Here is a 24,268-nt window from a genome sequence, read left to right on the forward strand (position 1 = left end):
ACGATCCCCCGCGTCGCCCGAACCGGCGGAGGTTACAAGCCATCCTCGAAAGATCGCCGGACGGCATCCTGCCGCCTGAGTATATTGGCTCGCAGCCAGCCAACGCAGGAGTTAACAGCATGTCCCCCCGCAGCCCGTCGGTCAATGAGGAGTTGCGCCGCCGGTCCCAGGCCCGTCTGTTAGAGGCGACGGTCGAACTGGTCGGTGAGCGCGGCTACGAGGCGACGACGCTCGCCGATATCGCCGACCGGGCGGGGGCGGCCCGCGGGCTGGTCTCGTACTACTTCCCGGGCAAGCGTCAGCTGCTGCAGACCGCCGTGCACCGGCTGATGCACGTGGAGCTGGCCACGGCCCTGGAGCGCGAGCCGCGCCCGGAGGGCGAGGACGCCGGGCGCGAGCTGCTGGCGCGCGCGATCGACGCGATCCTGGGGCTCGCCCGGGAGCGACCGCGGCTGATGCGTACGCACATGGCGGGGATCCTCACGGCGGAGGGGTTCATCCAGTGCCCGGAGCAGCAGCGGCTGGCCGCCCTGCTGCGCGACACGGTGACCCGCTACGGCTCGCCGGACCCCGAGGCCGACTACCGGCTGCTGCGGGCGCTGCTGATGGGCGCGGTGGTCGCGGTGCTGCTGCCGGGGGCACCGATGGAGCCCGAGCGGCTGCGGGCGGAGCTGTTCCAGCGCTATGGGCTGGGCTGGGGCCTGGGGGTCCCGCCGGGCGGTGAGCCGCCCGGCGGGGTCCCTCAGCGTGCGTGAACGAACGGGCGGGCCGTCAGCGGTAGTCGGGCTGCGTCTGGACGTTCAGCTCGCGCAGCCGCACCGACCGGGCGCTGTCGGTGCGCCGGTCGTCGATCTTCAGGACGTCGAAGCCCTTGGCCATGTCGTTCGAGTAGATGTAGCCGTTGTAGTAGTACGCGGACCAGGAGCCGCCGCCGACCAGCGTGTCGGCCGAGATCGGGCCGCGTTCGAAGTAGCCGATCTCCTTCGGGCGGGCGGAGTCGGTGAAGTCCCAGATGGACACGCCGCCCTGGTACCACGCCTGGACCATGATGTCGCGGCCCTTGGCGGGGATCAGCGAGCCGTTGTGGGCGACGCAGTTCTCGGTGGCGGCCTGGTGGCGCGGGATCTTGTAGTAGCTCTTGAACACCAGCTTCCGCTTGTCGCCCTTGCCGACGATGTCGTAGATGCCGTCGGCACCGCGCTTCGGGCCGGTCGCCTCGTTGCAGGTCGCGGCACCGCCGCCGCCCAGCTCGTCGGTGAACACGACCTTGTTTCCGCGCTCGTTGAAGGTCGCCGAGTGCCAGAAGGCGAAGTTGACGTTGTCCTCGACGCGGTCGATGACCCGTGGCTTCGCCGGGTCGGCGATGTCCAGCAGGAGGCCGTCGCCCATGCACGCGCCCGCCGCCAGCTTCAGCTTCGGGAACGTGGTGAGGTCATGGCAGCCGGTGGTCTGAGTGACGCCCGGGTTGCTGGGGCCGCCGGGGTTGCCGCCGTCCGGGAAGAGCACGGGGAAGTCGATGACCGCGGCCTTCTCGGGCGCCTTGCGGGGCACCTTGATGACGGAGATGCCGTCGTGCGGAGGCTGGCAGTCCGGGAACGTCTCGCTGGGGAAGTACGAGGAGACGTAGACGTACACGTTCTTGCGGTCGGGCGCCAGGGTGTGGGTGTGCGAACCGCATGAGGTCTCGACGGCGGCGACGTAGCGCGGGTTGCGCTTGTCGCTGATGTCGAAGACCTTCATGCCCTCCCAGGAGGACTTCTCGGTGGCGGGCTGCGTGGTGCTGGTGCAGGAGTTGTCGCTGCGCGAGGAGTCGGTGGAGAGAAAGAGCAGGTCCCCGGAGACCGATACGTCGTTCTGCGCACCGGGGCAGAGCACCTGGCTGACGACCTTCGGGCGCTTCGGACGGCTGACGTCGTAGATGACGAAGCCGTCGTAGTTGCCCGCGAAGGCGTACTTGCCCTGGAAGGCGAGGTCCGTGTTGGTTCCGTTGAGGTCCTGCTTGGGGATGTTGGTGAGGTGACTGACGTTGTCGCTGTGAACGATCTCGTCCACCCCGGGGATCTCGCCGTTCTCGATGGCGGCCCTGGTGTCGGATGCCTGACCCTTCGTCACCCGCTCGCCGCGCGGAGCGTCACCGGGATCCGGTGTCGCGACGGCGGGGCTCGCCGCCAGCAACGAGGCCACCAGCCCGAAGGCGGCCACGGCCGCACCGAGGTATCTGCGCCGCTGCGGGGATCTTTCCCACGGCTTCACTGCGTCCTCCCTATGTCCCGCACCCGCTCGGAGTTGAACGGTTCCTGGGACGTGGGCAGTATCGCGCCTCTCATGTACACCACAACAGGCGGCAACATAGTCGTCATACAAAATCCTGACTTCCCCTGGAGGTAACGGTGTTGCACCGGCGTACGAGGCTTCACGCCGCATCCCTCGCGTTCGCGGCCGCGGCCACCGCCGCGATGCTCGCCCTCACCGGCTGTGAGCCGGACGGCGGCAGGCAGGACACCGGGAAGGGGACGGACGGGAAGCCCGCGGTGATCGCCCCGGGGCGGCCGGGTGAGGCGGCGCGGACGCTGTCGGCCGAGGAGGCGGCGAAGGCGGGCGACGACGACTCCCCCAACGCGGCCGACAGCGCGTACATCACGATGATGATCGAACACCATCAGCAGGCCCTGGTCATGACCGACCTCGCACCGGACCGCGCGAGATCGGCCGACGTCAGACGGCTCGCCGCGCGCATCGCGGCGGCGCAGGGGCCGGAGATCGACGCGATGCGGGGCTGGCAGCAGACCACCAGCGGCGCGACGAGCGGAGAGCACCACCACGGCGGGACGGCGAAGATGCCCGGCATGGCCACGCCGAAGCAGCTGGCCGCGCTGCGCGCCGCCGAGGGCGCCGACTTCGACGCGCTCTTCCTCAAGCTGATGATCGCCCACCACCGGGGCGCGCTCTCGATGGCCACGGATGTGCTGGGCCGGGGCAACAACGTCCGGGTGGAGGAGATGGCCAACGATGTGATCGCGCAGCAGAACAGCGAGATCCGCCGGATGCGCAAGCTGGCGTAAGGGTCTGGCGTGAGGGGGCTGGCGTAAGGAGCTGAGAGGGGCGGCGCGCCTGAGCGCCGGGTCGGAGCGCCCGGGCCCGCCGGGTGCGATGCTGGAGACAGCCTGCGGAAGGAGTTCCTCCGTGCTTCGCGTCGCCGTCGTGGGATCCGGGCCGAGCGGCGTCTACGCCGCCCAGGCGCTCGTCCAGCAGGAGTCCGTACCCGAGGTGTCGGTGCATGTGCTGGACCGGCTGCCGTGCCCGTACGGGCTGGTGCGCTACGGCGTCGCCCCCGACCACGAGAAGATCAAGTCGCTGCAGAACACCCTGCGCGCGGTCCTGGAGCACCCACGGGTCAGCTTCCTCGGCAATGTGCATGTGGGTCCCCCGCCGCTGGTACCGCAGCGGCTGCTGGGGCTCTACCACGCGGTGGTCTACTGCGTGGGCGCGGCGACCGACCGGCGGCTCGGCGTGCCCGGCGAGGAGCTGCCCGGCAGCTACTCCGCCACCGAGTTCGTCTCCTGGTACAGCGCCCATCCGGACGCCCCCGGCGACGCCTTCGCGCTCGGCGCGCGCTCCGCCGTCGTCATCGGGGTCGGCAATGTCGCGCTGGACGTGGCGCGCATCCTGGCCCGCGGGGCGGAGGAGCTACGGCCCACCGACGTCCCCCATCTCGCCCTCGGCGCGCTCGCCGACAGCCGGGTCGCCGATGTCCATGTGGTCGGCCGCCGAGGCCCGTCGCAGGCGAAGTTCACCACCAAGGAGCTGCGCGAGCTGGGCTCGCTGACCGGTGCCGATGTCCTCGTACGCCCCGAGGAGCTGGCGCTCGACCCGGCGTACGGCGACCCCTCGGAGCTGCCCGCGGCAGGGCGCCGCAACGTCGAGGTGCTGCGCGACTGGTCGCGCCGCGCGCCCATGGGCCGTCCGCGCCGCGTCCGGCTGCGCTTCTTCCTGCGGCCCGCGGCGCTGCTCGGCGAGGGCGCGGTGCGCGCGGTGCGGTTCGAGCGGACCGCGCCGGACGGGCGGGGCGGGGTGGCGGGCACGGGCGTCTTTGAGGACATCGAGGCGCAGCTGGTGCTGCGGTCGGTGGGCTACCGGGGCGTACCGCTGCCGGGGCTGCCGTTCGACGAGGGTCGGGGCACCGTGCCGAACGCGGCGGGGCGGGTGCTGCGCGGCGGGGTGCCCGCGCCCGGCGAGTACGTGGCGGGGTGGATCAAGCGCGGGCCGACCGGGGTGATCGGCACCAACCGTCCGTGCGCCAAGGAGACGGTCGCCTCGCTGCTCGCCGACGCGGACGCGCTGGCGGCGCGGCCGGTGGCCGAGGACCCCCGCGCCGCGCTGCGCGCGGCGGGTGTGGAGCCGGTCGAGTGGACCGGCTGGCTGCGGATCGAGGCGGCGGAGGCGACGCTCGGGGAGGCGCTGGGCCGTACGAAGGTGAAGATCCCGGACTGGACGGGGCTGCTGGGCGCGGCGCGCGCGGAGGACTGAACCCGCGCTGAACCGAACCCCGTGCTGAATCAGCCGGGCCCGCCCGCCCGGTCGTCCTGGCGGACGACGGCGGCGATGACGCTGTCGAGCAGCCCGGGGAACAGCGCGTCCAGGTCCTCGCGGCGCAGGGCGTTGATCTTGGCGGTGCCCCGGTAGATCTGGTGGATCACCCCGCATTCGCGCAGCACCCGGAAGTGGTGGGTGCTGGTGGACTTGCTGACGGGCAGGTCGATCACCGAACAGGACAGGTCGCAGCTCTCCTCGGCCAGGGTCCGCACCACCCGCAGCCGCATGGGGTCGGACAGCGCGTGCAGCACGCCCTCCAGCCGGATGTCCTCGCGGCGCGGATGCTCCAGCGAGCGGCCCGCTCCCCGCTCCTGAGGTGTGGTCTGCCTCTGCACGACTGCCGCTCCTCGTCGCGTCGTTCCGGGGCCCACCATGGTACGAAGCTTCTCGTACTTTCACATCCGCCGTACTTGATAGTTACCGCGAGGAGCGGGCCCGGGGGTACGACGCCCGGGAGGCGGCCGGGATGGCGGCGGGCACCGCCGGTTCGGCGGTCGTCTTCGCCGGGCTCACCGTGGTCATCGCGCTGGCCGGGCTGTCGGTGATCGGCGTGCCGATGCTGACCACGATGGGCCTGGGCGCGGCGGGGGCCGTCCTGACGGGCGTACTGATCGCGCTGACCATGGTCCCGGCGCTGCTCGGCTTCTGGCCGGACGCCGTGCTCGCGCGCCGTGTCCGCAAGGGCAACGCCCGCGTCCGTCAGGGCAGGACTCTTTTCCGTCCGGAACCTGACCTCCAGCGGAGACACCCGCGCCGACCTGCGGGAAGACGCTTCCACGGGCCGTTGTCAGTGGTGGGGTGCAGACTCTGTGATGTCGGACACATCCCTCATCGAGTTTCTTCACCCCCTCACCTCTCCCTACGCCCCAAGGAGTGAGTCCGTCATGGACGATGTTCTGCTCGCCGTCGGCACCCGCAAGGGTCTCTTCCTCGGCCGCCGCCGCACCGGCCCCAACTGGGACTTCACCGGTCCGCACTTCCCCATGCAGGCGGTGTACTCCGTCGGCATCGACACCCGCCGCTCCGGCGCGCCACGGCTGCTGGCCGGTGCGGACAGCTCGCACTGGGGCCCGTCGGTCTTCCGCTCCGACGACCTCGGGGAGAGCTGGCATGAACCCGCGCGGCCCGCGGTGCGGTTCCCGGAGGGGACGGACACCTCGCTGGAGCGGGTGTGGCAGCTGCACCCGGCCGGGCCCGCCGCGCCCGAGGTGGTCTACGCGGGCACCCAGCCGGGCGCCCTGTTCCGATCCGAGGACGGCGGGGAGACCTTCGAGTTCGTACGGAGCCTGTGGGACCACCCGCAGCGGCCCGAGTGGGGCGCCGGGTTCGGCGGCCAGGCGGTGCACACGGTGGTCACCGACCCCCGGGACGCCGAGGCGGTGACGGTGGCCGTCTCGTCGGGCGGGGTGTACCGGTCGACGGACGGCGGGGCGAGCTGGGCGCCGTCGAACAGCGGGCTGAGGGCGGAGTTCCTGCCCGATCAGTATCCGGAGTTCGGGCAGTGCGTACACAAGATCGCTCAGGACGCGGAGGACCCCGACCGGCTGTATCTGCAGAACCACGGCGGGGTGTACCGCAGCGACGACCGCGGAGCGCACTGGTCGGAGATCGGCGAGGGGCTGCCCGCCGACTTCGGGTTCGCGATCTCCGCCCACCCCCGGCGCGGCGGAGTCGCCTATCTCTTCCCCGCGTCCGACGGCTCGGACCGCTATCCGCCCGGCTACCGCTGCCGGGTCTACCGCACCCAGGACGCGGGCGCGTCCTGGGAGGAGCGGTCCGCCGGGCTGCCGGGCGAACCGCACTACGGGGTGGTGCTGCGGGACGCGCTCCGTACGGACGACGCGGACCCGGTCGGGGTGTACTTCGGCAATCGCAACGGCGAGGTGTTCGCGAGCGCGGACGAGGGCGAGAGTTGGCAGCAGATCGCCCAGCACCTTCCTGATGTGCTCTGTGTGCGAGCGGCGGTGACCGGATGAGACCGTGACCGGGTCATACGGCACGCGGCCAGGGGCTGAGCCACTAGAGTGACGCGGTGTGGCTGCACGACCGTTGAATGAAATTGTGGAACCGGGCTGGGCCAAGGCACTTGAGCCCGTGGAAGAGCGCATCGCGTCGATGGGCGACTTCCTGCGGGCCGAGGTCGCGGCGGGCCGCACCTATCTGCCCTCCGGACCGAATGTGCTGCGCGCGTTCCAGCAGCCCTTCGACGAGGTGAAGATCCTCATCGTGGGCCAGGACCCGTATCCGACGCCCGGTCACGCGGTGGGGCTGAGCTTCTCGGTGGCGCCGGAGGTGCGGCCACTGCCCGGCAGCCTGGAGAACATCTACCGCGAGCTGCACAGCGACCTCGGGCTGCCGCGCCCGTCCAACGGCGATCTGACGCCCTGGACCCAGCAGGGCGTGCTGCTGCTCAACAAGGCGCTCACCACCGCGCCGCGCCGCCCCGCCGCACACCGTGGCAAGGGGTGGGAGGAGGTCACCGAGCAGGCGATCCGGGCGCTCGCCGCGCGCGGGCGCCCGCTGGTGTCCATCCTGTGGGGCCGCGACGCGCGCAATGTCCGGCCGCTGCTGGGGCCGCTTCCCTCGGTCGAGTCCGCGCACCCCTCCCCCATGTCGGCCGACCGGGGCTTCTTCGGTTCGCGCCCGTTCAGCCGGGCCAACGACCTGCTCGTACAGCAGGGAGCGCAACCCGTCGACTGGCGCCTTCCCTGAGCACTTCTTTCCAGGTGGGCGAGGGGTAGTCTGCCCGCCATGACGACACATCCGAACACCCCTGCGGGCTGGTACGCCGACCCGCAGGGCACCCCCAACCAGCTGCGCTGGTGGGACGGCGCCCAGTGGACCGAGCACACCCACCCGGGCCAGCAGCCGGGGCATGCGGCCCAGCCCGGACACGCCCCGCAGCAGGGGTACGCCGCCCAGCCGGGGCAGCCCGCCCAGCCGCACCCCAACCCGGCCAAGGTCCAGCACCAGGTGCAGCAGCAGGCGCACGTCGCCCCGGCCATGGGCGGCGGCGGCTCGCTCTTCACCGAGCCGGTGCTGGTGGTGAACCAGAAGGCCAAGCTGATCGAGCTGACCAACGAGTACAGCGTCTTCGACCAGCACGGCCAGACCATCGGGTCGGTGGTCCAGGTCGGTCAGAGCACGCTCAAGAAGGTCGCGCGGTTCGTGTCGAGCCTCGACCAGTTCATGACGCACAAGCTGGAGATCCGGGACGCGGCCGGGCAGCCGCATCTGGTGCTCACCCGCCCGGCCAAGTTCATCAAGTCCAAGGTGCTGGTGGAGCGCCCGGACGGCCAGCCGGTCGGCGAGATCGTCCAGCAGAACGCCATCGGCAAGATCAACTTCGGGATACAGGTCAACGGCCAGCAGATCGGCGCCATCAAGGCGGAGAACTGGCGCGCCTGGAACTTCTCCATCGTCGACCACACCGAGACCGAGATCGCCCGGATCACCAAGACCTGGGAAGGTCTGGCGAAGACCATGTTCACGACGGCGGACAACTACGTCCTGCAGATCCACCGTCAGCTCCCCGACCCGCTGCTGAGCCTCGTGGTCGCCACCGCCCTGACCGTGGACACCGCGCTCAAGCAGGACGCGCGCGGGTTCGGCTGAGCCGGTGGACCATACGGCACATGTGCTCGGGATCGACTCGGGCGGATCGGGCGTACGGGTGGCCGTGGCGCGCGCCGGGGCCCAGCTCAGCGGTGGCGCGGAGGCGCCGCTGACCTGGTCCTCGGCCACCCCCGCCAAGGTCGGCGACCGGGGCATCGACGCGGCCGGGCTGCTGGCGCGGGTGCTGCCCGCCGCCCGTGACCTGCTGCGCCGGGCCGGGGCGCGGCGTCCGGCCGCCGTCTGCGTGGGCGCCGCGGGGATGGCCTCGCTCGGCGACGATCTGCGGGCGACGCTGCCGGGCGCGCTCGCGGAGGAGTTCGGCGTGCGCCGCCTCGCGCTCGCGGCGGACGCGGTGACCGGCTACGCCGGGGCGCTCGGCCAGCGGCCCGGCGCGGTGGTCGCCGCGGGCACGGGCCTGATCGCGCTGGGCGCGGTGCCGGTCCCCTTGGACAGCGGTGCGCCGGGTCGTGACGACGGCTCGGGCGACGCCGCGCCCGGGTGGCGGCGGGCCGACGGCTGGGGGCATCTGCTGGGCGACTGCGGCGGCGGGGCGTGGATCGGGCGGGCCGGTCTGGAGGCCGCGATGCGCGCGTACGACGGGCGCGAGGGCGGCTCACGGCCGCTGCTGGCCCGGCTGGAGGCGGTCTTCGGCCCGGCCGGTGGGCTGCCGGGACAGCTGTACCCGCGCCCCGACCGGCCCGCCGTCCTGGCCTCCTTCGCGCCGGAGGTCGGCCGCTGCGCCGCCCGGGCCGATCCCGTCGCGGAGGCGATCCTGCGGGACGCCGCCCGCCACATCGCCGGGGCCGCGGCGGCGGTCTGCCCCCGCCCGGCGGCCGGTGAGGTCGCGCTGACCGGTGGCCTCTTCCGCATGGGCGCGCCCCTGCTGACACCCCTGCGCGCCGAGTTGGCCGCACGGCTGCCGGGGGTTCCGGTCACCGAGGCGGCCGGGGATCCGCTGGAGGGCGCCCTGCGCATCGCGGCGGCGCTCGCCGCCGGTGAGCTGCGGCTGCCGCTCGACGCGGGACTGCTGAGCGTCATCACCGAGGGGTGAACGACGACCACGACCGATAGCCGGGGCGGCCGTTACGGATTACGGACACCCTATCGGTTATGCGAGCAGCTCCGTTCGCCCACCGCACAGCATCGAACAGCAAGGCTCGGCAAAAGGGGACAGAAAACGCCCAGTCGCACCCCTCCCGAACAGCCAACCCTATAGAGCGACTAACATGCGGCGCCATGAGCTCCCCCACAGGGCCCGCGTCCGGCCTGCCAGTACGAATGCCGCGTCCCCGCCAAGCCGGACGGCACCGCCGCCCGGAGCCCGCGGCCGCACCCGTGGGCGCACCGCCGCTGGTGCTGGCCGTTCCGGGGACGCCGGAAGCCGCCACCCGGGGCCTGGCCGAGGAGATCGTGAGCATCGCCCGCTCCGAGCTGCCCGGCCTCGACGCCCAGGTCGGCTATGTGGACGTGGAAGGCGGGAACGAAGAGTTCCCGCAGTTGGAGACCGTGCTCGCGCGCGCTGTCCAGGACCGCACCGAGCGGCTGCGCCAGGCGCGGGAGGCCGCCAAGGCCACCGCCGCCGCCACCGCGGAGGCGATCGCCGCGGCCGAGGCCGCGGGCGAGGAGATCCCGGAGATGCCTCCGCCGCCCGCCGTCCCGACCGACGGCCCGTCGGCCGTGGTGGTCCCGCTGCTCGCGGGCCCGGACAACGCGCTGCTGCGCCGGATACGCCAGTCGATCATGAGCAGCGGCTCCGCCGCCGAACTCACCGACGTCCTCGGCCCGCACCCGCTGCTCGCGGAGGGTCTGCACGTCCGGCTGTCGGAAGCGGGCCTCGCCCGCGCCGACCGGGCGCGCCTCTTCACGGTGGCGACCGCGGCGGACGGCATCATCCTGGCCACCGTGGGCGGCGGCGAGGCGGCCGACGCCGGTGGGATCACCGGCATGCTGCTCTCCGCGCGCCTCGCCGTGCCGGTGATGGCCGCCGCGCTGGACGAGGACGGGGCCGTGGTCCGCGTCGCCGAGCAGCTGCGCTCCGCCGGTTCGGCCCGGCTCGCGCTCGCGCCGTACCTGATCGGTCCGGAGGTCTCGTCCGAGCTGATCCGGGCCGCGTCCCAGGAGGCGGGCTGCGCCGCGGCCGACGCGCTCGGCGCGTACCCGGCCGTGGGCAAGCTGGTGCTGTCGAAGTACGCGGCGGCGCTGGGCATCACGCTGCCGGCGTCCTCGGGGCTGCGCTGACCGGGGCTGTACTGATCGGGACTGTGCTGATCGGGACTGTGCTGAATCGTCCCTCCAGCCGCGAGAGGCCGTGTGCCGCGGGGGGGGTACCGCCCCGCGCACGGCCCACGCCCGGTCTGCCTCACGGCGTGCCATGCGGTCAGCCGAAGATCACGCAGGACGCGGCCGGGGCCTCGATCGAACCGCCGCGCCCCGGCACCCCGGTGGTGGGATCGAGGCCGAACCAGGCCACCTCGCCCGAGCGTTCGTTCGCGACGTAGAGCCGGGTTCCCGAGGGGTCGAGGGCCAGGTCGCGCGGCCAGTGGCCGCCGCAGGGCGTGGTGGTGACCAGCTCCATGCGGTCGCCCGGGGTGTCGAGGGCGAGCGTCGCGACGCTGTCGTGGCCTCGGTTGGCGACCCAGACGAAACGGCCGTCCGGGGAGACCGCCGCCTCGGAGGGGAAGGTGGCGGTGTCCGTCCCCGGCGGGACGACCCGAGTCTCGCCGAGCGGTTCCAGGGCGCCGGACGCCGCGTCCCAGCGGCACACCGTGACCGTCGGCTCCAGCTCGTTGACGACGTACGCGCGGTCGCCGCGCGGGTGGAACGCGAGATGACGCGGCCCGCTCCCCGCCCGGAGCCGGACCTTCCGGTGCGCCCGGGGCCCGGCGGGCTCGTACACCCACACCGCGTCGGCGCCGAGGTCGACGCTCAGCAGCCAGCCGCCGGACGGGTCGGGCAGCACCTGATGGGCGTGCGGCTCGCTCTGCCGCTCGCGGACCGGGCCGCCGCCCTCGTGCCGCAGCACGGCCGTCGGCTCCCCGAGCCCGCCGTCCTCGCGGACGGGCAGCGCGCTGACGCTGCCGGAGCCGTAGTTGGCGGTGAGCAGATGCCCGGCGGCGAGCGCGAGATGGGTGGGCGCCGCGCCGTGGACGGGAACCGGGGCGCCGAGGAGGGTGAGCGGGCGGCCCGGCCCGCCGGTCCGGAAGGCGGCGGCCGCGCCGTCGTCCGTCTCGCTCACCGCGTAGAGGACATCGCCGCCGGATGAGAGCGCGAGATACGAGGGGTTGGCCACCTCGTCCGTGATGGAGCGCGGGGTGAGTGCCCCCGTGTCAGGGTCGACGTCCGCGACGGTGATCCCGGCTCCGCCCGCCTCGGTGAACGACCCGATGTAGGCGCTGTACGTCCGTTGCTCCGTGCTCACCGTGCTGCCTCTCCAGCGGTTTCGCTTGTGGCCGACGCTAACAGCCCGGTCCGGACCAGGACTCTGGAATGGACGATTCCGTGCGTGACGCGCCCTCAGCGCGCCCCGGTTGGCGGACAGCGCCCCGGCGGGCGGAACGGCCGGAGGAGCCCGCTCAGGCCTGCTCAGCCCCTGCCTGCGGCAACGCGCCGTGTCATCACGCTGTCAGCCGTCCGCGGCACCGTCGTGGCTGGTCGCGCAGTTCCCCGCGCCCCTTCGGGGCCCACCCGGCCCTCCCGCAATCCGCCGCGCCGCTGCGGCAACGCGCTGAGGCCCGCTGGCTCAGGCCCGCACGGGGGCGCGCAGCGGGTCGGCGAGGCCCGTCAGGGCGGCCTCCAGGTCGTGGAGATGGGCCAGGGCGCGGTCCGTGGCCGGATGGGGCGGCAAACCGGCGGCGGGCGCGGGAGCGGCGGCTGACGGGCCGACGGGGGCGGTCAGACGGCTCACCGCCGCCTCGACCCGCGCGCACGCCGCGGTCAGCCGGACGTCGTGGGAGGCGACCGGGTCGGCCGCCAGCGCGGCGAGGCCGCGCGCCTGGCGGGCGCAGTCGTCGAGCGCCAGCATGACCTGCCGGGCGCGGGCCCGGCGGGCGCGCAGCGGGCTGAGCGGGTGCAGCAGCGGGGCGATCGACATCCGCAGCCCCCGCAGCGCCTCCTCCAGCTCGGCGACGTGCGGCGCGGGGTCCGCGGCCGGGTCGCCCGCGAGCCGCCGCGCGGCGTCGGCGGCGCAGTGCCGTACGGACTCCAGGGCGCGCCGGATCCACCCGTCCGTAGCGGCGTGGGTGGTCACCGGGAGCACGAGCGCCACGGCCAGGCCCGCCGCGACCGCGCCGACGGCGGTCTGCTCCAGGCGCAGCGCGAGCAGCCCGGGGTGGAGCACGCCGAGCAGGCCGTAGAGCAGCCCGGCCATCAGCGTCACGAAGAACACCATCCAGCTGTAGGACAGCGGCGCGGTGTAGAAGATCCCGAAGACGCAGGCGGCGACGAGGACGGCGGTGGGCGCCGGGGCCCCGTCCAGCGGTACGGCGACGGCGAGTCCGGCCGCGATGCCGCTGACGGTGCCGACGACCCGGCGGAAGCCGCGTACCAGCGTCTCACCGCGCGAGGCGGTGTTGACGAAGATCCACCAGGTGGTGCCGACGGCCCAGTACCACCGCTCCCCGGAGAGCGCCTGGCCGACGGCGAGCGCGACGGCACAAGCGGCGGCCGCCTGGAACGCCTGCCGGGTGGCGGGCCGCGCCAGTCCCCGCCCACCGGGCGGCACGGTGGCGGGCGCCCCGGGCGCGCGCCGCTCGAGGCACCACACGCCGAACCGGACGAACGCGGCCACCGCCACGCCCAGCGGCACCGCCACCGCCAGCACGGGCAGCTCCCGCCACCCGGCCTCCAGGAACTGGGCCGCGAAGAACATCATGAACGCGAAGATGCCGAGGGCGTTGCCGCGCGGCCCCCACCGCCGGGCCGCGACCCCGCAGAAGACCACCGCGAGGAAGGCGGCGTCGCGCCCGAGCGGCACCCGGTGCAGTACGGCGGCCAGCGCCAGCACCGGGAGGCCGGTGGCCGGGAGCAGCGCGGTGGTGACGGCCTGCCGCCGCACCGTCGGGTCCGCCACCGTGAAGAGCGCGAGGAGCGCCGCGAGGCCGCCCACGACGGCCGCCGTCAGGGGCAGCCCGGCCCAGGCCACGGCGGCCACCGCGGAGCCGACGCCGAGCGCGCCCCGCGCCGAGATCCGCAGCCGCCGCAACCCCGGATCCGGGGCCGCGAACATCGTCGCGCACGCCCTCACCACCGTCTGAAACCCGCGCAGCACCGCTGTGACCTGTCCCTTTCGCCTCCGGGCATGACAAAGGCGCTGCGGGGACCCGGATGCGGCTTCCTTGCCGTCCGGCGCAGCCCAGCGCAACGCCATCTGCCCCCAAGAGAAGCACCCCGCCACCATCGGCTCAAGCGATCACCGTTTCGCTGGGCCATTGGTACAGTCGCCGCTCGGACGAACCGACCACGAGGGAGCCGATGGCCCATGCCCGCACCGGTGGGCGCGGTGGACGCGCTCGACGCGAAGATCCTGCGGCTGCTGCTGGAGCAGCCGCGCACCAGCGTGCGCGAGTACGCCCGGCTGCTGGGCGTCGCGCGCGGCACCGTGCAGGCGCGGCTGGACCGGCTGGAGCGGGACGGCGTGATCACCGGCTACGGCCCGTCGCTCTCCCCCGCCGCGCTCGGCCACCCGGTGCTGGCCTTCGTGCACATCGAGGTCACCCAGGGCCATCTGGACGACGTGGGCGACGCGTTGGCCACCGTCCCGGAGATCATCGAGGTGTTCTCGACCACGGGCGCGGGTGATCTGCTGACCCGGGTGGTGGCCCGGGACAACGAGCATCTGGAGGACGTCGTGCAGCGGCTGATCCAGCAGCCGGGAGTGGTCCGCACCCGCACCGAGATGGTGCTCAGGGAGCGGGTGCGCCACCGGATGCTGCCGCTGGTCGACGCGGTGGGGCAGACCGCGGGAACCCGCCGTCGGCCCTGATCACGTCCTTGGCATGCTGTCCGTATGAGCTTCCGGCGGACCCCTTCCGTGATCTTCGACCTCGACGGCACGCTCGTGGACAGCGAGCCCAACTACTACGAGGCGGGCAAGCGCACCCTCGCGCAATACGGCGTCACCGGCTTCACCTGGGAGGAGCACACCCAGTTCATCGGGATCGGCACCCGCGAGACCCTGGAGACCCTGCGCACGCGGTACGCGATCGACGCGCCGGTGGACGAGCTGCTCGCCGTCAAGAACGGCCACTACCTGGAGCTGGTCCGCACCTCCACCGCCGTCTTCCCCGAGATGCGGGCGTTCGCCGAGCGGCTGCGCGACGCCGGGCATCCGCTCGCCGTGGCGTCCGGCTCCTCCCGGTCCGCGATCGAGGCCGCGCTCGCCGCCACCGGTCTGGACACGCTGCTGCCGCTGTACGTCTCGGCGGAGGACACCGGCCGGGGCAAGCCGGAACCGGATGTCTTCCTGGCGGCCGCGCGGCTGCTGGCCACCGATCCGGCCGACTGTGTGGTGGTCGAGGACGCCGGGCCCGGGGTGGAGGCGGCGCGGCGGGCCGGGATGCGCTGCGTCGCCGTCCCGTACGACGAGCACGCGGCCGGTAGCGGTTCGGCGTACGACCACGCGGGGCTGATCTTCCGGGGCGGGCAGGGCGAGTTCGACGCGGGGGCGGCGTACGACTGGGTGACGTCCGGCAGTTGATCCGTACGTGTGCCCCGGCCGGAATCCGGACCGGGGCACACAGACGCCGTAAACGCCGCTCAGACGCGCGGGGCGAAGTCCCGCCAGGGCTTGCCCGCGACCGGCTCCGTGTCGACCCACAGGGACGTCACGCAGTGCGGGCACACATAGGCGACGACGGTGAGCGCGTCGTGGACGCGGACGTCCCGGCCCAGGTCATCCGGGCCGAGCGTGACCCGGCCCGCGAGGGCTTCCCAGCCGTCCGCCAGCGTGCCGAGCCCGGCTCCGCAGTGGCGGCAGGCGGCGGCCTGCCGCCCGTCCGGGCCGGGGAAGGTGGCCAGGGCGCTGCCCCAGATCCCGGTGGGCTCCCCCGTAGCGGCGGGGGCCCCGGCGGCCGGGGCCGTCATGCGGGCGCGGCGGTCCTCGCGGATCCGCTGGCGGTGGGCCTCGGTCGCGGGCTCGTCCACGCCGCCGTCCGGGGTCAGGGCGACCCCGTACAGCCGGGTGGCGGATTCCGGGGTCACCGCGTGGCGCTCCACGTCGGCGGCGACCCTGGCGGGGTCGCGCAGCAGCGGGTCGCCGTAGCCGCCGCCGTTCTGGACGGTGCACTCGAAGACGTCGCCGTGGGCGATGCGGGCCGCCGGGGAAACGCCGGGCAGCGTCTCGTGGCTGCCGCCGAGGTCGGCGATCCGGGTGATGGCCTGACCGGATGCCAGCCGGTCCAGCGGGGCCGCGGAGGTGACGCGCTCGAAGCGGGCGCACGAGCCGGGCAGACCGCCGAAGAGGCCGGTGCGGTTCGGCAGCGACACCCCGTGGGTGCCGAGGACGCCGGTCACCTCCGGGGTGTCGATCGGGGTGAGGGCGAACTGGATGCCGTTGCCGCCCCGGTAGGTGCCCGCGCCGCCGGAGTCGGCGACCTGACGGCGCCACAGGTACATCAGCGGATGCCGCATCTCCTGCTGTTCGACGTCGGTCGCGCCGCCTCCGAGGATGACCATGGCACCGCCCGCGTCCACGCCGTCGCGGAAGGAGAAGGCGGGCCCGCCCCACATCAGCGAGTCCATGTACATCGAGGCGAACGGCTGCCCGTGCTGGTCGGCGCCGCCGAACTGGCTCAGCTGCCACGACCCGTCGCTCGGGCCGAAGGCGAAGCTCTCGTACGTCTCGGAGAAGCTGAGCATCTTCGCGATGGCGCCGCCCGCCGAGCAGGTCGCCGTCCAGTTCGCGCCCGCCGCGCCGCCGCTGACCGGCATCGGCTCGACGGCGGTCACGCACAGCCCGTCGGGCGCCTTGACCTCGACGGGGCGCATGATGCCGTGGTTCCAGTGGATCTCCGCGCCGAACGTGCACAGCATGAGCGTGGCCACGGCGCCGAGCAGCCCGCCGCGCGTGGTCATGCCGTACGCGGGGCTCTGCGGACTGGAGTCGGAGAAGTCGAAGACCAGCCGGTCACCGGTCTTCTCCATCCGGCAGGGGACCTCCAGCAGTTCGATGCCCTGGTCACCGTCGTTCCCCGAGCCGTCCGGGCGGTCGAGGTACGAGGTGTGCTCGTACACCCCGTCCGGCAGCTCCTCCAGCATGGCCCGCAGCTGGGCCTCGCTGTGGTCGAGGGTGCGCTCCATCGTGGTGCGGACCTGGCCGGTGCCGTAGCGGTCGCACAGCTCGTGGAAGCGCCGCTCGGCGACGCGCAGTCCGGCGAGGAAGGCCCGGAAGTCGTTGGCGACCGTGCCCGCCATCCGGGAGTTGGCGACGATGGTGTCCCACAGCTCCTGGTTGACGGTCCCCTTGCGGACGATCCGGCCCGGCGGGATCCGGATGCCCTCCTGGTAGACGTCGGTGGCGGTGGTGCACCAGCTGCCGGGGTCCATGCCGCCGAGGTCGACCTGGTGGGCCATGCAGCCGAGCCAGGCGACGAGTTCGCCGTCCCGGAAGACCGGGCTGCAGAACTGCACGTCGTTCTGGTGCATCGCGGCGATGTACGGGTCGTTGATGATGAAGACGTCCCCGGGCTCGATGTCGTCGTACCGGCGCTGGAACTCCTCGATCGCCATCGCGCCCGTGTAGACCGGGGTCAGCAGGTACGTGCCGATGACGGCCATCTCGCCGGAGGCCGTGTAGATGCCGAAGTTGTAGTCGGTGGCGTGCACGACCGGGGAGCCGGAGACGTGCTCGACGGTGGTGGCACCCTCGGCGTTGATGGACCAGAGCTTGTGCCGGATGACCTCGTGAGTAACGGGGTTGACGGAGTCGGCCGTCCCGTTCGCGGCGGCCGGGGGTGTGGGGGCAGCGGTGTTCATCGTTGCTCCGTATGTGGGGGGGATTCAGGGGCGGTTGTGGATCACGATGCCGCCGAGCCGGTCGACGACGGCCTCCTGGCCGGTGCCGATCACGACGGTGGTGTCCGGCATCTCCACGATGGCCAGGCCCTCGATGCGCAAGCCCTCGTGCAGGTGGTCGGCGCGGTAGACGGTGGCGTCCGTCCACGCGCCGCCGCTGAACACCCGCCGGGTGCCCGGCCCGTCCACCTCCGCGGTGCCCCGCGTACGTACGGCGTCGAGTTCGGCGCGGGGCACCGGGCTCGCCGCGACGACCCGGAAGGTGGTGATCTCCACACCGCCCTCGGGGAACGCCGAGCCCTTGCCGAACCGGCCCTCGTAGGTGTCGATGAACCGCTCGACCATGGCGTTCACCTCGGCGGCGGTGATCGGGCCGTCCCCGAAGCCGACGGTCAGCACATGGATCTGGGCCCGGAACCGGATCTCCACGGACCGGGCGAAGGTCACCGTCTCCCGGTCGGCGCCTGCCTCGACGAGCCCCTTCACGGCCCGCTCCCGCAGCGCGCCGAACGCCGCCTCGATCTCCTCCGGCGGCAGCGCGGCCCCGTAGTCGGTGGTGCCGGGCGGCGACTGGAGCGGCTTGGACAGCTCCTCGACCATGGTCAGGTCCGAACTGCCGATGCCGAACGCGGAGTGGACCGAGGCGGTCAGCGGCACGACGATCCGTGGACAGCCCAGCTCGGCGCCGTAGCTGAAGGCGTGCAGCGGGCCCGCGCCGCCGTACGCGAACACCGAGAAGTCGGCCGGGTCGTAGCCCTGTTCCACGGTCACCTGGCGCACCAGGTCGGCCATCCGCGCGTCCACGATGGTCTTGATGCCCTCCGCGGCCTGTTCGACGCTCAAGCCGGTGGGCCGGGCGATGTGCTCCTCGATGGCGGTACGGGCGCGTTCGACGTCGAGGGTGAGCCGCCCGCCGAGGAAGTTGTCCGGGTTGAGGTAGCCGAGCACCAGGTCCGCGTCGGCGACCGTGGGGCGCTCGCCGCCGCGCCCGTAACAGGCCGGGCCGGGGTGGGCGCCCGCGCTCTCGGGCCCGACGGTCAGCACCCCGCCCCGTACGGAGGCGATGGAACCGGCTCCGGCGCCGATCGCCCGCACCGCCACGGACGGCAGGGCGAGCCGGTCGCGGCCGATGAGGGTGGTGTTGGACATGACGGGACGCTCGTCCAGCACCAGCCCGACGTCGAAGCTGGTGCCGCCCATGTCGGTGGTGACGATGTTGCGGTGCTCGCCCCGGCTGCCCAGGTACTGGGAGGCCACCACGCCGCCGACCGGCCCGGACATCACGGCCGCCGCCGCGCGCTTCTCCGCCTCCGCGAAGGTGGCCAGCCCGCCGCCGGACTGCATGAGCAGCGGGCCGGTGCGCAGACCCGCCTTGGCCAGGGTGGATTCGAAACTGTCCAGCGACGCCCCGAGCAGCGGGCGCAGGCCCGCGTTGACCGCGGTGGTCAGGGTGCGCTCGTACTCGCCGATCCGTGGCAGGAATTCCCTGGAGAGGGTCACGCTCGCGCCGGGCGCTTCCTCGGCCACGATCTCGCCGACCCGGCGCTCGTGCGCGTCGTTGGCGAAGGACCAGAGGAGCGAGACGGCGAACACCTCGGCCCCGGCGTCCCGCAGCCGCGCCACGGCGCGCCGCACGTCGTCCTCGTCTAGTGGGCAGACGACCCGGCCCGCGTAGTCGACGCGCTCGGTGACCTCCTCGGTCAGCGAACGGGGCACGGCCGCAGGCTGTTTCACCAGCGTGCGGAACCGCTTGATCTCCTCCTCTTCGAGGCCGGTCCCCTTGAACCCGCGCATGGTCGTCAGGGTGTCCCCGAAGCCACGGGTCTGGATCAGGCCGACCTTCTTGGTGCGGCCTTCGAGCATGGCGTTGGTGGCGATCGTGGTGCCATGCGCGAACATCTCGACGTCCGCGAGCAGTTCGGCCAGGCCGACGCCGCGCTCTTCGGCGGCGTCGACCAGGGTGTTCAGCACCCCTTCGGCCGGGTTCGCGGGAACGGTGGAGGACTTGTACCGGCCGACCCGTCCGGTGTCATCGATCACGACAGTGTCGGTGAAGGTGCCACCGATGTCGGAAGCCACGTAGTACGAAGGCATCCGGGCTGGATCAACTCCTTGGGTCTTCAGTCTGATGCACGACATGAACGAGCCTTTCCGCCATGCCGGATCGCTGTCAACCAGAGATGATCTTCGTCAATTGTCCGTTGGTCTCGCGGTGGATCGGTGTCTTCGAGCCGGTCAACGGCACGCCCGTGCCGCCCCGTTTGGCCGCGACGATCTCCGCCGCGATGGACAGCGCGGTCTCCTCGGGCGTACGGGCGCCGAGGTCGAGGCCGATCGGCGAGCGCAGCCGGGCCAGTTCGCGGTCGGTGAGACCGGCCTCGCGCAGCTTGCGGGTGCGGTCGTCGTGGGTACGGCGCGAGCCCATGGCGCCGACGAACGCGACGGGCAGCCGCAGGGCCTCCTCCAGCAGCGGCACATCGAACTTGGCGTCATGGGTGAGCACGCACAGCACCGTTCGGGCGTCGGTGGCCGTGTCGCGCAGATAGCGGTGCGGCCAGTCGACCACGATCTCGTCGGCGTCGGGGAAGCGGTCCCGGGTGGCGAAGACCGGGCGGGCGTCGCACACGGTCACGTGGTAGCCGAGGAACTTGCCGGTGCGCGCCAGGGCCGAGGCGAAGTCCACGGCGCCGAAGACGATCATCCGGGGCGGCGGCACGCTCGACTCGACGAAGACGGTGAGGCCACCGGCCCCACCGGCCTCGGGGAGAGTGAACGCGCCGGTGCGGCCCGAGGCGAGCAGCGCGCCCGCCTCGTCCGCCGCCGTACGGTCCAGCTCCGGGCTGCTCCCGAGGCCGCCCTCGTACGAGCCGTCCGGGCGGACCAGGAGCGCCCGGCCGAGGAGGTCGGCCGGGCCCCGGGAGACCCGGGCGACCGCGGCCGTCTCCCCACGGGCGGCGGCCGACAGGGCCGCCGCGAACACCGCCCGGACCGGCGCGTCCGCGCGCACCGGCGTGACCAGGACCTCCAGCTCACCGCCGCAGGTCAGCCCCACCGCGAACGCGTCCTCGTCGCTGTACCCGAACCGCTCCAGGAAGGTCGTGCCGTCCTGGAGCGCCTGGAGGCAGCGCTCGTAGACCGCCCCCTCCACGCAGCCGCCGGAGACCGAGCCGATGGCCGTGCCCCCGGCGTCGACGGCGAGGGCGGCGCCGGGACCACGCGGCGCGCTGCCACCGACGGCCACGACGGTGGCGACGGCGAAGTCCCGGCCCTCCTCGGCCCACCGGTTCAGCTCGGTGGCGATATCAAGCATCCCCGTCCCCACCTGGCGCGGTGCCCGCCAGCAGAACGCGGTCGGGGCGGATCGGCAGGTGGCGGTGGCGCACACCGGTCGCGTGCCAGACGGCGTTGGCGATGGCCGCCGCCGCTCCGACGATGCCGACCTCGCCGATGCCCTTGATGCCGACCGGGTCGTCCGGGTCCGGGTCGTCCACCCAGCCCACCTCGATCGGCGGCACATCGGCGTGCGCGGCGACGTGATAGCCCGCGAGGTCGGGGCCGACGTGGCTGCCGAAGGCCTCGTCCCGGATGGCCTCCTCGTGCAGCGCCATGGACAGGCCCCAGGTCATGCCGCCGATGAACTGGCTGCGCGCGGTCAGCGGGTTGACGATGCGGCCCGCGGCGAAGATGCCGAGCATGCGCCGCACCCGGACCTCGCCCGTGGCGGCGTCCACGGCGACCTCGGCGAACTGCGCTCCGTAGGAGTGCCGTTCCTTCTTGGCGAGCGCGAAGACGGCCTCGGAGGTGTCCGACCGGGCGGTGATGCCCTCCTCCGGGATGGTGCCGCCGAGGGCCAGCTTCTCGCGCAGCTCCTTCGCCGCGGAGGTGACGGCCCAGGCCCAGGAGCGGGTGCCCATGGAGCCACCGGCGATCATCGCCTGCCCGAAGTCGCTGTCCGCGATCCGCATGTGGATGCGGCTCGGCGTCACCTCCAGCGCGTCCGCGGCGATCTGGGTCAGCGCGGTCCTGGCTCCGGTGCCGATGTCGGCCGCGGTGATCCGCACCGTGAACGTGCCGTCCGACTCGGCGGTCACGGCCGCGGTGGACGGGGCGACACCCGAGGGGAAGGTGGCCGCCGCCGTGCCGGTGCCGAGCAGCCAGCGGCCCTCGCGGCGCAGCCCGGGACGCGCGTCGCGGTCCGCCCAGCCGAACCTGCGGGCGCCCTCCGCGAAGCAGTCGTTCAGCCTGCGGGTGCTGAACGGCAGCCCGGACACCGGGCCCGCCTCGGGTTCGTTGCGGGCCCGCAGCGCGATCGGGTCGAGGCCGCACTTCTCGGCGAGTTCGTCGATCGCGGACTCCAGCGCGAACGAGCCGGGTGCCTCGCCCGGCGCGCGCACGAAGGTCGGTGTCGGCACATCGAGCTTCACCAGGCGGTTGACGGTGTGGTGCGCGTCGGCGTCGTACATCGCGCGCCCGTAGTCGGCGCTGCGCTCGATGAACTCGTGCACCGTCGACGTGAGGCTCTGGGCCTGGTGGTCGAAGACGCTCAGCCGCCCGTCCGCGTCGGCGCCGAGCCTGATCCGCTGCGCGGTGGGGCTGCGGTAGCCGGTGATGGCGAACATCTGGCGGCGCGTCAGGACGACCCGGACCGGGCGGTGGAGGGTGGTCGTGGCCATCACGGCGGCCACCTGGTGCGGGCGCAGCCCCTTGGAGCCGAAGCCGCCGCCGACGTGTTCGGAGCGCACCCGGACCGAGGCCGGGTCGAGGGAGAACATCTTCGCCAGCTCGTCGGCCACCCACATGCTGCCCTGGTTGGAGTCGACGACCTCCAGCCGTCCGCTGTCCCAGCGGGCGGTGGCCGCGTGCGGCTCCATCATGGCGTGGTGCTCTTCCGGAGTGGTGTACTCCGCGTCCACGACGAAGGCCGCCTCGGCGAGTCCGGCCTCGATGTCGCCCTTCTCGGTCTCCGCCTGCTGCTCCTCCGGTACGTACGTACCGGTGCGCCCGGCGGAGAACGCCACGTCGTGCGGCTCCTCCTCGTACCGGACCTCCAGCGCCTCGGCGGCTTCCCGGGCCTGCTCCGGCGTCTGCGCCACGACCAGCGCCACGGGCCAGCCCGCGAACGGCACCCGGTCGTTCTGGAAGAGCGTGATGGTCGGGTCGGGCTTGCCCAGCAGGCCGACGTAGTCGCCGTCGACGCGCGGGGCGTTGCCGTGGTGCAGGACGGCGAGGACGCCGGGCATCGCCTCGACGGGCGCGGTCTCCACCGAGCTGATGCGGCCGCGGGCGATGGTGGACACCACCAGCCAGCCGTGGGCCAGATCGGCGAAGGGGATCTCACCGGCGTAGCGGGCCGCGCCGGTGACCTTCTCGCGGCCCTCCACGCGGGTGCGCGCGGCTCCGACGGACGGGGTGACGGCGGCGGTTCCGGTCGTCGTGGTCATCGGGCGGCCTCCTCGGCGAGTTCGGACAGCATGGCCACGACGAGGTTGCGCATCAGCGTCACCTTGTATCCGTTGTGCGGCAGTGTCTTTGCGGCCGCCAGTTCGGCGTCGGCTGCGGCGGCGAACGCCTCGGCGCTCACCGGGCCCCCGGTCAGCACCCGCTCGGCCTCCCGGGCCCGCCACGGCCGGGACGCCACCGCCCCGAAGGCCAGGCGCACTTCGTGGACGACGCCGTCGCGGACGTCGAGGGCGGCGGCGATCGAGCCGATCGCGAACGCGTAGGAGGCGCGCTCACGCACCTTCCGGTAGCGCGAGACGGTGGCGACCGGGGCGGGCGGCAGGGTGATGCCGGTGATCAGCGCGCCGGACGGCAGGGCGGTCTCCAGGTGCGGGGTGTCCCCCACCGGCAGATACAACGACGCGAACGGCAACTCGCCCGGCCCATCGGCCGTTTCGTAGTGCACGACGGCGTCGAAGGCGGCCAGCGCCACCCCCATGTCCGAGGGGTGGGTGGCCACGCAGTGCTCGGAGGCGCCGAGGATCGCGTGGTTGTGGTGCTCGCCCTCGATGGCGGGACAACCGCTGCCGGGGACCCGCTTGTTGCAGGGCTTGGCGGTGTCGGTGAAGTAGCCGCAGCGGGTGCGCTGGAGCAGGTTGCCGCCGACCGTGGCCATGTTGCGCAGCTGCCCGGAGGCTCCGGCCAGCACGGCCTGGGCCAGCGCCGGGTAGCGGGTGCGCACCTCGGGGTGGGCGGCGAGGTCGCTGTTGGTGACGGTCGCGCCGATGCGCAATCCGCCGTCCTCCGTGGCCTCGATCTGGTCGAGGGGGAGGTCGCGCACGTCGACGAGGCGCGCGGGCCGCTCCACCCCGGTCTTCATCAGGTCGACCAGGTTGGTGCCACCGCCGAGGTAGCGCGCGTCGGGGTCGGCGCCCAGCAGGGCCACGGCCCCGGAGACGTCGTGCACCCGCTCGTACCCGAATTCCCTCATACCGCTGCCTCCGCTTCCGTCGCGCCGATACCGTCACCCGAGCCACCCGCTGGTGGCTGTGCGGCCTCCGCCGCCCGTGCGACCGCCTCGACGATCGACACATACGCGCCGCAGCGGCACAGGTTGCCGCTCATCCGCTCCCGGATCTCCTCGGCGGTCAGCGGCTGGACTCCCGCGTCCGGCCGTACGTCCTGGGTCGCGGCGCTCGGCCAGCCCGCCGCGTGTTCCTCGATCACGGCGATGGCCGAGCAGATCTGCCCGGGGGTGCAGTAGCCGCACTGGTAGCCGTCGAGGTCGAGGAAGGCCTGCTGCACCGGGTGCAGGTCCTCGCCGTCGGCCACGCCTTCGATGGTGACGATCTCGCGCCCCTCGGCGGCCACCGCGAGCTGGAGACACGAGACGGCCCGGCGGCCGTCGAGCAGTACGGTGCAGGCGCCGCACTGACCCTGGTCGCACCCCTTCTTCGTGCCGGTCAGATCGAGACGTTCGCGCAGGGCGTCGAGCAGGGTGGTGCGGTGGTCGACGGGCAGGGTGTGCTTCTCGCCGTTGATGTTCAGCGTGATGGCGCTGGACGTCGGGGAGGTTGGAGCCATGATCAGTCTTCTTTCGCGTAGCTGGTGC

Annotated in this window: 20 protein-coding genes and 1 pseudogene; 11 read left to right on the forward strand and 10 right to left on the reverse strand. The window is 73.1% G+C overall.

Annotation, left to right across the window (positions count from 1 at the left end):
• Positions 1 to 119 precede the first annotated feature (119 nt).
• On the forward strand, positions 120 to 755 hold the full coding sequence (locus ACFV9T_RS04625) for a TetR/AcrR family transcriptional regulator (RefSeq protein WP_385436618.1): 636 nt from the start codon (positions 120 to 122) through the stop codon (positions 753 to 755).
• Between the two features lie 16 nt (positions 756 to 771).
• Here the strand turns inward: ACFV9T_RS04625 and ACFV9T_RS04630 are convergent, their stop codons facing one another.
• Complete coding sequence (locus ACFV9T_RS04630) at positions 772 to 2,253, reverse strand: LVIVD repeat-containing protein (RefSeq protein WP_385436619.1); 1,482 nt, start codon at positions 2,251 to 2,253, stop codon at positions 772 to 774.
• Positions 2,254 to 2,390: 137 nt separating this feature from the next.
• Here ACFV9T_RS04630 and ACFV9T_RS04635 point away from each other — a divergent pair, with 137 nt between their 5' ends.
• Positions 2,391 to 3,062, forward strand: coding sequence for a DUF305 domain-containing protein (locus ACFV9T_RS04635; protein WP_385436620.1), 672 nt, complete (start codon positions 2,391 to 2,393; stop codon positions 3,060 to 3,062).
• 121 nt (positions 3,063 to 3,183) lie between these two features.
• The gene (locus tag ACFV9T_RS04640) at positions 3,184 to 4,527 is read left to right on the forward strand and encodes an FAD-dependent oxidoreductase (protein ID WP_385436621.1); all 1,344 of its coding nucleotides are present in this window, start codon (positions 3,184 to 3,186) and stop codon (positions 4,525 to 4,527) included.
• Positions 4,528 to 4,556: 29 nt separating this feature from the next.
• Here ACFV9T_RS04640 and ACFV9T_RS04645 read toward each other — a convergent pair whose 3' ends face one another.
• Positions 4,557 to 4,928 (reverse strand): ArsR/SmtB family transcription factor, encoded by a 372-nt coding sequence (locus ACFV9T_RS04645; RefSeq protein WP_385436622.1) that lies wholly within the window; start codon positions 4,926 to 4,928, stop codon positions 4,557 to 4,559.
• Positions 4,929 to 4,999: 71 nt separating this feature from the next.
• On the opposite strand from ACFV9T_RS04645, the pseudogene ACFV9T_RS04650 reads away from it, so the two are divergent.
• The 6 genes and pseudogenes from ACFV9T_RS04650 to ACFV9T_RS04675 form a co-directional block, all read left to right on the forward strand.
• Positions 5,000 to 5,302, forward strand: a pseudogene (locus ACFV9T_RS04650) (MMPL family transporter); the annotation flags it as partial.
• Between the two features lie 175 nt (positions 5,303 to 5,477).
• Complete coding sequence (locus tag ACFV9T_RS04655) at positions 5,478 to 6,569, forward strand: WD40/YVTN/BNR-like repeat-containing protein (protein WP_385436623.1); 1,092 nt, start codon at positions 5,478 to 5,480, stop codon at positions 6,567 to 6,569.
• Between the two features lie 58 nt (positions 6,570 to 6,627).
• Positions 6,628 to 7,305, forward strand: a complete 678-nt coding sequence (locus tag ACFV9T_RS04660) for a uracil-DNA glycosylase (protein WP_385436624.1) — start codon at positions 6,628 to 6,630, stop codon at positions 7,303 to 7,305.
• Between the two features lie 39 nt (positions 7,306 to 7,344).
• Positions 7,345 to 8,208 (forward strand): phospholipid scramblase-related protein, encoded by an 864-nt coding sequence (locus ACFV9T_RS04665; RefSeq protein ID WP_385436625.1) that lies wholly within the window; start codon positions 7,345 to 7,347, stop codon positions 8,206 to 8,208.
• Positions 8,209 to 8,230: 22 nt separating this feature from the next.
• Positions 8,231 to 9,259, forward strand: coding sequence for an N-acetylglucosamine kinase (locus ACFV9T_RS04670; protein ID WP_385436808.1), 1,029 nt, complete (start codon positions 8,231 to 8,233; stop codon positions 9,257 to 9,259).
• Positions 9,260 to 9,444: 185 nt separating this feature from the next.
• Complete coding sequence (locus ACFV9T_RS04675; RefSeq protein WP_385436626.1) at positions 9,445 to 10,446, forward strand: hypothetical protein; 1,002 nt, start codon at positions 9,445 to 9,447, stop codon at positions 10,444 to 10,446.
• A gap of 139 nt (positions 10,447 to 10,585) precedes the next feature.
• Here ACFV9T_RS04675 and ACFV9T_RS04680 read toward each other — a convergent pair whose 3' ends face one another.
• Both ACFV9T_RS04680 and ACFV9T_RS04685 read right to left on the reverse strand, forming a co-directional pair.
• Positions 10,586 to 11,626, reverse strand: a complete 1,041-nt coding sequence (locus ACFV9T_RS04680; protein WP_385436627.1) for a lactonase family protein — start codon at positions 11,624 to 11,626, stop codon at positions 10,586 to 10,588.
• 321 nt (positions 11,627 to 11,947) lie between these two features.
• Complete coding sequence (locus ACFV9T_RS04685) at positions 11,948 to 13,432, reverse strand: FUSC family protein (RefSeq protein WP_385436628.1); 1,485 nt, start codon at positions 13,430 to 13,432, stop codon at positions 11,948 to 11,950.
• Positions 13,433 to 13,684: 252 nt separating this feature from the next.
• On the opposite strand from ACFV9T_RS04685, the gene ACFV9T_RS04690 reads away from it, so the two are divergent.
• A complete protein-coding gene (locus tag ACFV9T_RS04690) occupies positions 13,685 to 14,188 on the forward strand; it encodes an Lrp/AsnC family transcriptional regulator (protein WP_385436629.1) in 504 nt (167 codons plus the stop codon).
• Between the two features lie 24 nt (positions 14,189 to 14,212).
• Positions 14,213 to 14,902 carry an HAD family hydrolase gene (locus ACFV9T_RS04695; RefSeq protein ID WP_385436630.1) on the forward strand — a complete coding sequence of 230 codons (690 nt, stop codon included), beginning with the start codon at positions 14,213 to 14,215 and terminating at the stop codon, positions 14,900 to 14,902.
• Positions 14,903 to 14,961: 59 nt separating this feature from the next.
• Here the strand turns inward: ACFV9T_RS04695 and ACFV9T_RS04700 are convergent, their stop codons facing one another.
• From ACFV9T_RS04700 to ACFV9T_RS04725, 6 genes are all read right to left on the reverse strand, one after another.
• Positions 14,962 to 17,178, reverse strand: coding sequence for a hydantoinase B/oxoprolinase family protein (locus tag ACFV9T_RS04700; RefSeq protein WP_385436631.1), 2,217 nt, complete (start codon positions 17,176 to 17,178; stop codon positions 14,962 to 14,964).
• A gap of 24 nt (positions 17,179 to 17,202) precedes the next feature.
• Entirely contained in the window at positions 17,203 to 19,311 is a 2,109-nt protein-coding gene (locus tag ACFV9T_RS04705; protein WP_385436632.1) for a hydantoinase/oxoprolinase family protein, read from the reverse strand.
• A 76-nt stretch (positions 19,312 to 19,387) separates the two neighbouring features.
• A complete protein-coding gene (locus ACFV9T_RS04710) occupies positions 19,388 to 20,527 on the reverse strand; it encodes an XdhC family protein (RefSeq protein WP_385436633.1) in 1,140 nt (379 codons plus the stop codon).
• Positions 20,520 to 22,658, reverse strand: a complete 2,139-nt coding sequence (locus ACFV9T_RS04715; RefSeq protein ID WP_385436634.1) for a xanthine dehydrogenase family protein molybdopterin-binding subunit — start codon at positions 22,656 to 22,658, stop codon at positions 20,520 to 20,522. Before ACFV9T_RS04715 ends, ACFV9T_RS04710 begins: the two co-directional genes overlap by 8 nt.
• Positions 22,655 to 23,647 carry an FAD binding domain-containing protein gene (locus tag ACFV9T_RS04720; RefSeq protein WP_385436635.1) on the reverse strand — a complete coding sequence of 331 codons (993 nt, stop codon included), beginning with the start codon at positions 23,645 to 23,647 and terminating at the stop codon, positions 22,655 to 22,657. The genes ACFV9T_RS04715 and ACFV9T_RS04720 overlap by 4 nt, the downstream gene beginning before the upstream one ends.
• Positions 23,644 to 24,240 (reverse strand): (2Fe-2S)-binding protein, encoded by a 597-nt coding sequence (locus tag ACFV9T_RS04725; RefSeq protein ID WP_385436636.1) that lies wholly within the window; start codon positions 24,238 to 24,240, stop codon positions 23,644 to 23,646. Before ACFV9T_RS04725 ends, ACFV9T_RS04720 begins: the two co-directional genes overlap by 4 nt.
• Positions 24,241 to 24,268 lie beyond the last annotated feature (28 nt).

It is taken from the genome of Streptomyces sp. NPDC059850, from assembly GCF_042731515.1.
Taxonomy (GTDB): Bacteria; Actinomycetota; Actinomycetes; order Streptomycetales; family Streptomycetaceae; genus Streptomyces.